This is a genomic window from Gammaproteobacteria bacterium, from assembly GCA_035546635.1.
GTDB lineage: Bacteria > Pseudomonadota > Gammaproteobacteria > JAURND01 > JAURND01 > DASZWJ01.
The window spans coordinates 104,159-117,547 of record DASZWJ010000017.1 but is presented as its reverse complement, the minus strand read 5'-3'; the positions used below and the strand labels follow the sequence as shown (position 1 = coordinate 117,547).

General features: G+C 45.1%; 11 protein-coding genes. All 11 read left to right on the top strand.

Features of this window, described 5'->3' with window-relative positions; all coding sequences use genetic code 11:
* Positions 1 to 60: 60 nt before the first annotated feature.
* Positions 61 to 825: a Fe-S cluster assembly ATPase SufC gene (gene sufC, locus VHE99_03350; protein ID HVV68061.1), complete on the top strand. Its 765-nt coding sequence runs from the start codon at positions 61 to 63 to the stop codon at positions 823 to 825.
* Positions 822 to 2,129: a Fe-S cluster assembly protein SufD gene (gene sufD / locus VHE99_03345; protein ID HVV68060.1), complete on the top strand. Its 1,308-nt coding sequence runs from the start codon at positions 822 to 824 to the stop codon at positions 2,127 to 2,129. The genes sufC and sufD overlap by 4 nt, the downstream gene beginning before the upstream one ends.
* 182 nt (positions 2,130 to 2,311) lie before the next feature.
* Complete coding sequence (locus VHE99_03340; protein HVV68059.1) at positions 2,312 to 3,559, top strand: cysteine desulfurase; 1,248 nt, start codon at positions 2,312 to 2,314, stop codon at positions 3,557 to 3,559.
* Positions 3,559 to 3,984, top strand: a complete 426-nt coding sequence (locus tag VHE99_03335) for an SUF system NifU family Fe-S cluster assembly protein (GenBank protein HVV68058.1) — start codon at positions 3,559 to 3,561, stop codon at positions 3,982 to 3,984. Before VHE99_03340 ends, VHE99_03335 begins: the two co-directional genes overlap by 1 nt.
* 90 nt (positions 3,985 to 4,074) lie before the next feature.
* On the top strand, positions 4,075 to 4,434 hold the full coding sequence (locus tag VHE99_03330; protein ID HVV68057.1) for an iron-sulfur cluster assembly accessory protein: 360 nt from the start codon (positions 4,075 to 4,077) through the stop codon (positions 4,432 to 4,434).
* A gap of 64 nt (positions 4,435 to 4,498) precedes the next feature.
* On the top strand, positions 4,499 to 5,038 hold the full coding sequence (gene sufT / locus VHE99_03325; protein ID HVV68056.1) for a putative Fe-S cluster assembly protein SufT: 540 nt from the start codon (positions 4,499 to 4,501) through the stop codon (positions 5,036 to 5,038).
* A 98-nt stretch (positions 5,039 to 5,136) separates the two neighbouring features.
* Positions 5,137 to 6,453, top strand: a complete 1,317-nt coding sequence (rimO, locus tag VHE99_03320; GenBank protein HVV68055.1) for a 30S ribosomal protein S12 methylthiotransferase RimO — start codon at positions 5,137 to 5,139, stop codon at positions 6,451 to 6,453.
* Positions 6,454 to 6,611: 158 nt separating this feature from the next.
* Complete coding sequence (gene guaA, locus VHE99_03315) at positions 6,612 to 8,219, top strand: glutamine-hydrolyzing GMP synthase (GenBank protein HVV68054.1); 1,608 nt, start codon at positions 6,612 to 6,614, stop codon at positions 8,217 to 8,219.
* A 3-nt stretch (positions 8,220 to 8,222) separates the two neighbouring features.
* Positions 8,223 to 9,218, top strand: a complete 996-nt coding sequence (locus tag VHE99_03310) for a phosphotransferase (protein HVV68053.1) — start codon at positions 8,223 to 8,225, stop codon at positions 9,216 to 9,218.
* A 257-nt stretch (positions 9,219 to 9,475) separates the two neighbouring features.
* Positions 9,476 to 10,024, top strand: a complete 549-nt coding sequence (ppa, locus tag VHE99_03305) for an inorganic diphosphatase (protein HVV68052.1) — start codon at positions 9,476 to 9,478, stop codon at positions 10,022 to 10,024.
* A 109-nt stretch (positions 10,025 to 10,133) separates the two neighbouring features.
* The gene (gene putA / locus VHE99_03300) at positions 10,134 to 13,295 is read left to right on the top strand and encodes a bifunctional proline dehydrogenase/L-glutamate gamma-semialdehyde dehydrogenase PutA (GenBank protein HVV68051.1); all 3,162 of its coding nucleotides are present in this window, start codon (positions 10,134 to 10,136) and stop codon (positions 13,293 to 13,295) included.
* Positions 13,296 to 13,389 lie beyond the last annotated feature (94 nt).

Here is a 13,389-nt window from a genome sequence, read left to right as displayed (position 1 = left end):
CTAAAAATTCTTCTTATACAAGGAGAGAAGAATTTACATTCATTCACCAAGAGTCACAACATGTTAAATATACAAAACCTGCACGTAAATATCGCCGAAGGCAAAGAAGTGTTACGCGGTGTCAATTTAAATATTCAACCTGGTGAAGTCCATGCCATCATGGGTCCTAACGGTTCAGGGAAAAGCACCCTGGCCAATGTGTTAGCAGGTCGCAGTGATTACATCATCACCCAAGGTAAAGTTAATTTTTTTGAGCAAGATTTATTAGCACTGAGTCCAGAACAACGCGCGGCCAAAGGTTTATTTTTATCTTTCCAATATCCAGTAGAAATTCCTGGCGTCAACAACATGTATTTTTTGAAAGCCGCTCTTAACAGCATACGTAAACAACGTGGCGAACAAGAACTGGATGCATTTGAATTTATGCAGAAAATCAAAAGCCTGATTAAAGAACTAGACATGGACGAAAGTTTTTTAAAACGTTCAGTGAATGAAGGCTTTTCCGGCGGTGAAAAAAAGCGCAATGAAATATTACAATTGCTGGTATTACAACCGCGGCTGGCGATTCTAGATGAAACCGATTCTGGCTTAGATATCGATGCGCTACAAGTAGTCGCCAAAGGTGTCAACAGTTCACGCAGCAAAGATCGCGCGATCATGTTAGTTACCCATTATCAGCGATTGCTAGATTACATCGTTCCCGATTACGTGCATGTATTTGTCGATGGTCGCATCATTAAATCCGGTGGTAAAGAATTAGCATTAGAATTAGAGGCCAAAGGTTATGGTTGGCTCGATCAGAGCCAGGCTGGGGAACAGGTATGAAGGTGGTTGCTGGCGAAAACATGATAAACGCAACAGATTTTTCTGCTATTTTTCAAAAAGCGCAACCGCAGCTGATAGGTCAGAATTTACCAAAGTTGCAAGCATTGCGTAAAGCTGCGCTAGCAGAATTTTTACAGCAAGGTTTTCCCTCGCGCAAAGAGGAAAATTGGAAATATACCGATCTGACATTTTTAGCTAAGCAACCATTGGTTTTAGCTAGCGGCAACACCGATAAAATGACAGTGCCAATTGATTTTCCTGCACATCAATTGGTATTTGTCGATGGCCATTTTTCACAAACATTATCATCCATACATGATTTGGAAGCGGGGGTATTGTTGTTGCCACTTGGCGTAGCATTAACTAAGCATGCTGAAAAACTGCAAGCCTTTTTGCAGCAACTCGTTGCGACAACACCATTGGTCAATTTCAATACTGCATTTTTTAGTGATGGTGTTTGTTTATGGGTACCACCGAATACGGTGGTGAAAAAACCAATACACTGCGTATTTTTAACTTCAACGCAACAAGAGGTGTGTTTATGTTCTCCTCGCAATATCTTGGTATTAGAGGAAAACAGTAAGGCGGTCATAGTAGAACAACATTTGTCGGAATCAGCTAGCCATCATATCTACTATAAAAACTTAGTTACCCAAATAGAGGTGCGAAAGAATGCTGACTTAAGTCTTTATAAAATTCAACAGGAAAACCCAGCAACTATCCATACAGCAATGACCGTTATTAACCAGCATGCTGATAGTCGGGTGCGTAGTTGTAGTATTTCTTTAGGTGCAAAATTGGCGCGCGATGACTTAAATTTTTCTTTAAATGCACCTGGGGCGTATTGTCAATTGCGTGGACTTTATATTGCTTCCGGCCAGCAGCATGTCGATCATCACACCCGCATCGATCACCGAAGTACGCATGGCACTTCCGATGAATATTATAAAGGCATATTGTCAGATCAAGCCAAGGGCGTATTCAATGGCAAAGTGATTGTGCATCCTTTCGCACAGCATACGCAGTCGCAACAGACGAATAAAAATATTTTGTTGACGCAAACGGCAGAGATGAATACCAAACCAGAATTGGAAATTTACGCCGATGATGTGCAGTGTACACATGGTGCAACGGTGGGGCAGATTGATGATGAAGCGCTATTTTATTTGCGTTCACGTGGGTTGGATGCAGCGACTGCGACTTCGCTGTTGACGGAGGCGTTTGCAAAGGATGTGCTAAGTCAGATCAATGAGCCGGAAATTGCAGAGTATTTGCAGAGATTGGTATTAAAAAAGTTATCATGAAGCGTTGTCATTCCCGCGCAGGCGGGAATCTATCCTGACTTTGTCTCCGTGCCGGAAAAGAAATAGATTCCCGCCTGCGCGGGAATGACAGTGTTTTTTACAGGGTGAGTAGTTACTAGGTTGAGGCTCGATGTATTCGATTTATTCAACAACGCCCCGCAAGCTTAATTACGAGAATAGTCATGACACCACATATAACCGCTAAATCAGCGACACTAGACATTACTCGCATCCGTGAAGATTTCCCCATCTTGAAGCAAAAAATCCACGGCCATCCATTAGTCTATGTCGACAACAGCAATACCACACAAAAACCCATAGCCGTTATCAAAGCTATGAATGATTATTATTGCAATGACAACGCCAACATCCACCGCAGTGTTTATTTATTAAGCGAACGTGCTACCGCACTTTACGAAAGTACACGCGATAAAATTCAAAAGCTAATTAATGCCGAACACCGCCATGAGATTATATTTGTCAAAGGCACTACCGAAGGCATTAACCTAGTAGCTAGCTGTTTAAGTCGAATACAGATTAAAGCTGGTGATGAAATCATTATCAGCGCTATGGAACATCACGCTAACATTGTGCCTTGGCAATTTGTTTGTGAGCAAATCGGCGCCAAATTAAAAGTCATCCCAGTGACTGATGTCGGCGAATTGGATTTAGATGCCTATGCGAAATTACTCAATGCGCGTACACGCCTGGTTGCCATCACCCATGTTTCCAATGTGCTTGGCACCATCAACCCGGTAAAACAAATCATTGCCATGGCGCATGCGCATGACATCCCCGTGTTAATTGACGGTGCCCAAGGTGTGCCACATATGCCGGTTGATGTGCAGGATTTAGATTGTGATTTTTACACATTTTCCGGCCACAAAATGTATGCACCCACAGGTATTGGCGTATTATATGGCAAGACACGCTGGCTAGAGGCTATGCCGCCTTATCAAGGTGGCGGCAATATGATTCGTCAAGTCACCTTTGAAAAAACCACTTACAATGATTTACCCTATAAATTTGAAGCGGGCACTGCCAATATTGCAGCAGTAGTTGGTTTTGGTGCAGCATTAGATTACTTAGCAACCCTAGGCATTGATCGCATTGCTGCGCATGAACATGATTTGCAACAATTAGCGACACAACGCTTCAGTGAAATACCTGAACTGCGTATGATCGGCACCAGCCAACATAAAGCAGCCATCCATTCTTTTGTATTGGAAAATATTCATCCGCATGATATTGGCACCGCATTAGACAGTTTTGGCGTGGCCGTGCGGGTAGGGCATCACTGTGGCATGCCGTTAATGGAAAGATTTGGGCTTGCGGCAACGGTACGGGTGTCATTCGGTTTGTATAATACGGCTGAAGAAATCGAGATTGTGGCAGCGACTTTAACTAAAGTGATTAGGTTATTTCAATAATGTCTGAATTACACGAATTATATCAAGAAGTCATTATCGATCATGGTAGAAGACCGCGCAATTTCGGTGTGACATCGACTGCTAACTGTGTGCTGGAAGGGTTTAATCCATTATGCGGTGATCGTTTGACGGTTTATTTAACTGAGGATAAGGGCGTGGTAACTGATGCGACCTTTCAGGGAACAGGTTGTGCAATCTCGATGGCCTCGGCTTCTTTGATGACGGAAGCGATTAAAGGAAAAACCCTAGATGAGGTGCAGAGAATTTTTCAGCGCTTTCATCAATTGGTGACAGGGGGTGAAACGGCAGAAGTGGAACAGTTAGGAAAATTATCCGTGCTGGCTGGTGTCGCTGCCTACCCAGCGCGCGTGAAGTGTGCCACTTTAGCTTGGCACACGATGATGAGTGCACTGAGGCATGAGTAACCTCTTCCACGAGGAGCGTTGTTAAGTTCTCACCCCTTTTTCAAAGGGGGTGAGGCTGGAAAGATACCACCCACTATCAACGAGAAAAATATGTCAACCAACCATTCAGAATCCATTATTTCAATAACCGATGATGCCCGCAATCACCTAAGACCTTTTTTAGCCGATTTAGGTGAAACTGCCGGCATCAGTATCGGTGTTAAAAAAACCGGCTGTTCTGGTTTTTCTTACTTAGTTGATGTGGCACGGCAACCACGCCCAGATGATATCTGCGCCACCATCAATCAGATACCGGTATTTTTAGCCGCAGATTGTGTGAATATCATCCGTGGCACAGTAATTAATTTTGTAGACAAAGGCAGCGGTCAAAGGCAATTAGTATTTGATAATCCTAACGCTAACGGCTTATGCGGTTGTGGCGAGAGTTTTACAATAAAAGCTGACACCTAGACAAATATTTTACTTTTCTGTGAGCGTTGATAGCCATCTGCGCCACAGCCTAGATAGGTAAACCATGACAGATCACACTATCATCATATTATCGCGCAACGTAGATGCGTTACTCATTCCCTCAGGCGCGCCTATTTATTTAACCGCCGGAACAGAGGTCACCATCACGCAAGAATTAGGTAATACCTTTACCGTCAATGTTTACGGAAATCTGGCACGTATTGATGGCAAAGATGCTGACGCTTTAGGTAGAGAAATTGCGCCGGCATTGGTGGAGCTGCCTGAAGGTATCACCTTGCAAGATCTGGTTTGGGAACGTCTCAAGACTTGTTACGATCCAGAAATCCCGGTGAATATAGTGGATCTGGGGCTGATTTATGATTGTAAAATTACTGAGAAAGACAATGGCGAACAGCATATCGCTATTAAAATGACATTGACAGCGCCAGGTTGTGGGATGGGGCCGGTTTTAGCTGAAGATGTGAAGCAAAAATTACTGGCGCTACCTAAAGTTAAAGAAGTCGACGTTGAATTAGTATTTGATCCGCCTTGGGATCGCAGCATGATGTCTGATGTTGCCAAGTTAGAGTTGGGGATGTTCTAGTAAGCGTGATAGTTCAGAGAGCATACTGCCATTACATATTGATAGAGATTCCTAAGCTATGTTACTGTGGACATACTCTATAAAAATTTCGAGTTTGTATGACCGCCCTTGATCCCAAAATTGGTTTTGTCAGCCTGGGTTGCCCCAAAGCACTGGTTGATTCAGAACGCATACTGACCCAGCTGCGCGCAGAGGGTTATCAAATTGTGCCGCAATACCAACAGGCCGACTTAGTCGTCGTTAATACCTGTGGATTTATCGATGAAGCAGTGACTGAGTCACTGGAAGCCATTGAAGAAGCCTTAGCTAAAAATGGCAAAGTCGTTGTTACTGGCTGCCTTGGTGCTAAAAGTGAATTAATCCGCAAACAACATCCTGATGTGCTGGCCATCACTGGTCCGCAGGATTACACTGCTGTGATGCAGGCCGTCCACACCCATCTACCACCCCCTGCTGACCCATTTACTAGCCTGGTTCCTCCCCAAGGCATCAAGCTCACACCACGCCATTATGCGTATTTAAAAATTTCCGAAGGCTGCAATCACAAATGCGCTTTCTGCATTATCCCATCTATGCGTGGTAAATTAGTTAGCCGTTCCATCGCTGAAGTGTTGAATGAGGCTGCATTATTAGTCAAAGCGGGCGTCAAGGAATTGCTGGTGATTTCTCAAGACACCAGCGCCTATGGTGTCGATGTAAAATACCGCACTGAAATTTGGCAGGGCAAAGCAGTCAAAACACGCATGACAGAATTGGCCGGTGCCTTAGCTGAATTTGGTATTTGGGTGCGTTTACATTATGTGTACCCTTATCCGCATGTGGACGAAGTGATTCCCTTAATGGCACAAGGCCAATTGCTACCTTATCTGGATATTCCATTTCAGCACGCCAGTCCCCGCATATTAAAATTAATGAAGCGCCCCGCCAGCAGTGAAAACAATTTGGCGCGTATCAAGGCTTGGCGTAAAATCTGCCCAGAAATTACCTTGCGCAGCACTTTTATTGTAGGTTTTCCTGGGGAGACGGAAGCAGAATTTGAGGAATTATTGGAATTTTTAACAGAAGCTGAATTAGACCGTGTGGGTTGTTTTCAATATTCACCGGTTGCAGGTGCCACCGCCAATGATTTGCCAGATCCAGTGCCAGACTCCCTTAAACAAGAGCGCTGGGAGCGTTTTATGCAAACGCAAGCCGAGATAAGCGCACGGCGTTTGCAGCGTAAAGTGGGTCAGACTTTACAAGTTTTAGTGGATGAAGTCGATGCTGAGGGGGCAATTGCTCGCAGTGCCGCTGATGCACCTGAAATTGATGGGAAAGTTTATATTCGTGATGCGACTAGACTTAAACCAGGTGACTTCGCGCAAGTGTTGATTGAAGAAGCAGATGCGTATGATTTATATGGTGTGTGCAGTTAGTTGGCATTGTAAATTTTTCTCCCCTACACAGGAAAAAGAGTAACTACTCCCCTTTTTTCAAAGGGGGTGAGTAATTACAAAAAAGAATAAATTCCCCGGAGTCCGCAATGGATACTCAAGAAATCGTTACCGAAAACACCTCTTCTTTTACTCTGCAAATGACAGCAGATTCCTTCTTGCCGCTTGCGGCAGATATCCACGAACAACGTATTCTTATCATCGATTTCGGTTCCCAATATACCCAGTTAATTGCCAGAAGAGTGCGCGAATGCGGTGTTTATTGCGAGATTATCGGAGCAGATACGGATGCATTTGATATAGCGATTGAGGGCACAACGCCAGATGGCATTATATTATCAGGTGGTCCAGAAACCGTAACCGCCAGCGATACGCCACGAGCGCCAGGCATTGTGTTTGAGCTGGGCTGTCCCGTATTGGGTATTTGCTATGGAATGCAGACCATGGCTGCGCAATTAGGGGGTGAAGTGGAATCTTCCACACAACGCGAATTTGGTTACGCGCAAGTCGAAGTACAAGGCCATTCTTCATTATTAAGCGGCATTGAGGATCATACCGGCGCGGGTCATGTGCCTTTGCTCGATGTCTGGATGAGTCATGGTGATAAAGTCATCACGTTGCCGCCGGGATTTAATTGTATCGCCAGTTCTAAAAATTCTCCTTTGGCAGGTATGGCCAATGAGGAGCGGCGTTTTTATGGATTGCAATTTCATCCTGAAGTCACGCATACCCGCCAGGGGATGCGAATTATTCATCGTTTTGTACATGATATTTGTGGTTGTACCGCATTATGGACACCAAAAAATATTGTTGAAGACCGTATTATGCAAATCCGTGAACAGGTGGGTGATGATAAGGTATTGCTGGGTTTATCAGGCGGTGTCGATTCAACGGTCGTTGCTGCGTTATTACATGAAGCCATAGGCGATCAATTAATTTGTGTGTTTGTCGATACTGGTTTGCTGCGCGCAGAAGAAGGCGATGAAGTGGTCAGTAATATCAGCGAACATTTTGGTATCCAGGTGATACGCGTCAATGCCGCCAAGCAATTTTTTGCTGCGCTCAAAGGTGTTAAAGATCCTGAGGATAAACGTCGCATTATCGGGCGTGAATTTATTCGCATTTTTGAGCAAGAAGCCGATAAACTGACCGATGTGCGTTGGTTAGCGCAAGGCACGATTTATCCTGATGTGATTGAATCGGCTGCGACTAAAACCGGTAAAGCCCAAGTGATTAAATCACACCATAATGTCGGTGGTTTACCGCAGCATATGCGCTTACCGTTGTTGGAACCCTTGCGTGAATTATTTAAAGATGAAGTGCGCACCATTGGTTTGGAATTGGGTATCCCTTATGATTTGGTTTATCGCCATCCTTTTCCTGGTCCAGGCCTTGGCGTGCGGATTTTAGGCGAGGTGAAATCGGAATATGTCAAAATTCTCCAGCATGCCGATGCTATTTTTATTCAAGAATTACGTGATGCCGACTTGTATCACAAAATCAGTCAGGCATTTGCCGTATTCTTGCCGGTTAAATCAGTAGGGGTGAAAGGAGATGCGCGCAAATATGAATATGTGATTGCATTACGCGCTGTAGAAACCTTGGATTTTATGACGGCGCATTGGTTTGAATTACCTTATGCGGTGTTACATAAAGTGTCACAACGCATCTTGAATGAAGTCGAAGGCGTATCGCGAGTGGTTTATGATGTTTCGGAAAAACCACCGGCGACGATTGAGTGGGAATGATGAGTGAAAAATTTCCTTACCCACCTTGCCTCCCCCTTATTTTTTGAACATGTGTGTCAACATTTTTCCTTGGGTACATTTTTGCAGTCAGAAGAAATTTCCAACGGCTTATTACACCATGTTTGGCGCATCCAAACGACCCAAGGGGAGTTTGCCGTCAAGCTTTTAAACAGCGCAATAAAAAAACTCCAAGGTCATAAAATCCTGGGCTACGATCAAAGTCAACACATTGCTGCCCAAATGCAAAAGCGTGGTATTCCTGCAGTGGGTGCTATTCCAGTTAAGGTGAATTCCAGGTTAAGTTATCTACTGAATACCGATTCCGGCCGCATTATGGTGCACCCTTGGGTAAATGGTCGAAATGACATTTCTATAACCAACTTACATGCAGCGGCGATAGGCCGCTTGCTTGGGCAAATTCATAATCTGCAATTATCCGCAGCGCAATTTGCTTCACCCCTGTGGGGTGTTTATTCCTCAGCACAATGGCGGCGTTTGTTGCATGAGATAAGTCAGGCGCAAATACCTGAATTAACATTTCTCGCTGAAAAACTTGATTGGTTGGTTGATTTAAGTGCAGAAGCACAACAAGCTTTTACCTTACTGAATTCAAATTTAATACTTAGCCATCGTGACTTAAATCCGAAAAATATTCTATGGCAGGATAACGCTGCTCCTTGGCTGATTGATTGGGAATATGCAGGTCCCATCAATCCGCAATTGGAACGATTCATTGTGGCGTGTAACTGGAGCAATATAACCACTCAAAATCCCAACAAAAATTTATTTCAGGAAGTGATGGCTGGCTATGCAAGCGAAGTTCAAAGCACTGCAAAAATCTTTCCTGAAAAAACTGTGCTGGCAGGTTATGCAGGTTATGTGTTGGACTGGATTATATTTAATTGTCGGCGCGCCATTAATATGCCGTTGCAAAGACCATCATCCATCGAAGAGGTTAGGGGGTCTTTGCGAGCGTTGGATAATGCAGACGCGTTTTGATACGAATTAAGGCACCGGATATATTTGGTATTGTACATTACACGTATTTGGTGCGCTCCGCCTGAGATTCCGCGATCAAGTCGCGGGATCTCAGGCGGAGCGCACCCAAGCTTAAGAGACATTCAGCCACTTCCCACAAGATAAGAGAGCCACCACTGCGAGAGTCAAAAGCCTATCAATTTCAAACCTCGATTTTTCCGCCCTTAACCGGTTATAATCCACAAATTTTCTTCCCCACTTTAAGGAGTATTGAATCTATGAGCTACGCTGACGTCCCCGCCGGTAAAACCCCCCCCGATGATATTTACGCCATTATTGAAATCCCCGCCCAAAGTTCCCCAGTCAAATATGAAATGGATAAAAAACTTGGCGTACTGCTGGTCGATCGTTTTCTAAGCACTGCCATGTTTTATCCCTACAACTACGGCTATGTCCCACAAACCCTGTCCGAAGATGGCGATCCCTTAGACATTATGGTGTTAACCCCATTGCCTTTAGTTCACGGCTCAGTCATACGCTGCCGTCCCGTGGGTATGTTGGCCATGACGGATGAAGCTGGCGTAGACACCAAAGTCTTAGCAGTACCGGTAGATAAACTCTGCGCTACCTATAAACATGTGAAATCAGTAGATGACTTGCCCCAGGAACAATTAGCAGCCATCGGCAACTTTTTTGAAAACTATAAAGCTTTAGAACCCGGAAAATGGGTAAAAGTGGAAGGTTGGAAAGGACTAAAAGCAGCGCAAGAAGAAATTGTCAGCAGTATAAAACGCTATCAAGCACAATATGAAAAAGTGAGTTGTTAAGATTTTCTTCTCACAATGATAATCCCGAAGCCTGACTTACCCCCTTTTTCAAAGGGGGTGAGAGAAGTATATATTTTATCTAACTTTTGAGAAGAACAGAGAAAACCCTATGAGCGCTTTTATTTTCCCCAATGAGCTACAAGAACAATCCCCATTACGCCTTGCTCTGACTCAGGCTTATCGTCAAGATGAAACCGAATGTTTGCAGGCGTTGATTACAGCAGCCGAGCTACCTGAACCTGTTCTGCAAAGTATCAGTGACACAGCACAGATGCTGGTCACCAAAGTGCGTGAACAGCGCATTGGCAAAGGTGGTCTGGATGCATTTATGTATCAATATGACCTGTCCAGCGAAGAAGGGATTGCCTTGATGTGTTTGGCGGAAGCGGCGCTACGTGTTCCTGATTCAGATACAAGGAATCGCTTAATCCAAGATAAAATCGCTTCAGCAAATTGGGAATCACACCGTGGCAAAAGTGATTCCTATTTCGTCAATGCCGCCAGCTGGGCATTAATGCTTACCGGTAAAATTATTAAGCCTGAAGAATCCAGCGAAGGATTTTTTGCCCCAGTATTAAAACGCCTTTTAAAGCGTACCAGCGAACCCGTCATCCGCAAAGCAGTTGCAGAAGCAATGCGGATTATGGGTAGTCAGTTTGTGATGGGGCGCAATATCAATGAAGCTTTAAACCGCTCTAAGAGTTTGGCTAAACAAGGCTACCGTTTTTCCTACGATATGCTGGGAGAGGCGGCACGCACTGCCGAAGATGCAGAACGTTATTTTCAATCCTACCAACAGGCCATTACTGCCATCGGTAAAGTCGCTAAAGGTCAGAGTCTGGAACAGGCGCCTGGGATTTCGGTTAAATTATCGGCATTGCATCCGCGCTATGAGTTTGCCCAGCGTGAACAAGTGCTGCCGCAATTGATTGAGCGCTTACACAGTTTAGCACTGCAAGCCAAAACTGCCGGTGTAGGATTCACTGTCGATGCGGAAGAAGCAGATCGTCTTGAGCTATCATTAGATATTATTGAAAAAGTCGCCACTTCCCCAGAATTAAAAGGTTGGGATGGCTTTGGCCTGGCAGTGCAAGCCTACCAAAAACGGGCGTTTTATTTGCTAGATTGGTTGGCGGATTTAGCCAAGCGTAACCAATGTCGCTTAATGGTACGTCTGGTCAAGGGTGCGTATTGGGATACCGAAATCAAAGACAGCCAAGTCAAAGGCTTATCCAGTTATCCTGTCTTTACCCGCAAGGTCAACACCGATTTGTCCTATCTGGCCTGCGCAAAAAAAATGATCGATTACGGTCATTTGTTTTATTGCCAATTTGCAACACACAATGCCTATACGGTAGCCGCTATATTAACCATGATGGGTAAACGGCGTGACTTTGAATTCCAATGTTTAAAAGGCATGGGCAATGCGCTGTATGATGAGATTGTGCCTAAAGATAAACTGGGTATCCCGTGCCGAGTGTATGCGCCTGTCGGTCGACATGAGGATTTATTGCCATATTTAGTCAGACGCTTACTGGAAAATGGCGCCAATTCTTCTTTCGTCAATCGGATTGTCGATGAAAATACTCCAATTGCTGAATTGATTGCTCACCCGGTTATCAAAGTTAAACAGCTTAAAAGCACGCCGCATCCGCGCATCCCGTTGCCGGCAGATATCTATATGCCGGAACGTCAGAACTCCCAAGGCGTTGATTTTACCGATCATCGGCAATTGCAGGATTTAGCACAAGCGATGACTTTATCGCTTAATCATTTTTGGTATGCCATGCCCACCTGCAATCGTAAAGCAGGTCCTGTACGAGAATTAAAGGGCGGCCGAGATGTTACCGATCCCAGCGACCGTAAGCAGGTGATAGGCACAGTGGTTCATGCGACCCGGGAGGATTTAGAAACCTCTTTAATTCGCGCAAAATTAGCCGCCAATAGCTGGAGCCATCAAACAGTACATGAGCGGGCTGCCTGTCTAGATCGTTTAGCGGTATTGGTAGAAGACAACCGCTCAGAATTGATGGCACTTTTGGTACGCGAAGCGGGTAAAACCTTGCCGGATGCCTTGGGTGAAGTGCGTGAAACGGTAGATTATTGCCGTTATTATGCAGCATGCGCACGCCAACATTTAGCACCTAAAACGCTGGCCAGTCCAACTGGAGAATTCAACCAGTTACAATTTCATGGCCGCGGCGTGTTTTTATGCATCAGCCCGTGGAATTTCCCATTGGCTATTTTTTCAGGGCAAGTATTGGCAGCATTAGTTGCCGGTAATTGTGTGTTGGCTAAACCGGCTGAGCAAACTTCATTGATCGCTGCGCGCATGGTGGAGCTAATGCATGAGGCGGGTATTCCTACGCATGTGGTGCAATTACTGCCAGGCAAGGGTTCAGTCATCGGTGCAGCTGCTGTAGCCGATTCCCGCATTGCCGGCGTGATGTTTACCGGCTCCACAGAAACTGCCCGCGGTATCAATCAAACCTTAGCTAACCGCGAAGGTCCCATCGTACCATTTATCGCCGAAACTGGTGGCCAGAATGCCATGATCGCAGATACTACGGCTTTACCTGAGCAGTTGGTAATGGATGTGGTGATGTCGGCATTCAACAGCGCTGGACAGCGTTGTTCAGCATTGCGGGTATTGTTTTTACAGTCTGAAACGGCGGATCATGTGATTCACATGTTGAAGGGAGCAATGGCCGAATTGAAAATAGGTAATCCTTCCTGGCTAAACACGGATATTGGTCCGGTGATTGATGACGCGGCTAGGATGACATTGGCGGAGCACGCCAGCCTTATGCAAAAAGAGGGTAAGTTAATTGCTGAAGTTCCTTTAGGCAATCAAACCGGACAGGGTACATTCTTTGCCCCCTGTGCTTTTGAAATCCCCAGTCTGTCTTTATTAACCCGAGAAGTTTTCGGCCCCATTTTGCATGTTATCCGCTATAAAAGCTGTGATTTGGATAAGGTGATTCATGCAATTAATGCGACCGGCTACGGTTTGACTTTGGGTATCCACAGCCGTATCAATGCCACTGCAGAATACATTCAACGTCGCACCCATGTGGGTAATACTTATGTCAATCGCAATATGATAGGTGCGGTGGTTGGCGTGCAACCCTTTGGCGGCGAAGGTTTATCCGGAACTGGACCTAAAGCCGGTGGCCCCAATTATCTGCAACGTTTATGCCACGAACGCTCTTTAGCTGTGAATACTTCTGCGGCTGGGGGTAATGCTTCTTTGATGTCGATTGGGGAGTGATGGATTTTGAAGCTTGGCAATGTTCAATAGAAGAGCAAGCCGAGCTTTAAGCCATCCGCCTGAGATTCCGCGATCAAGTCGCGGGATGACGTAG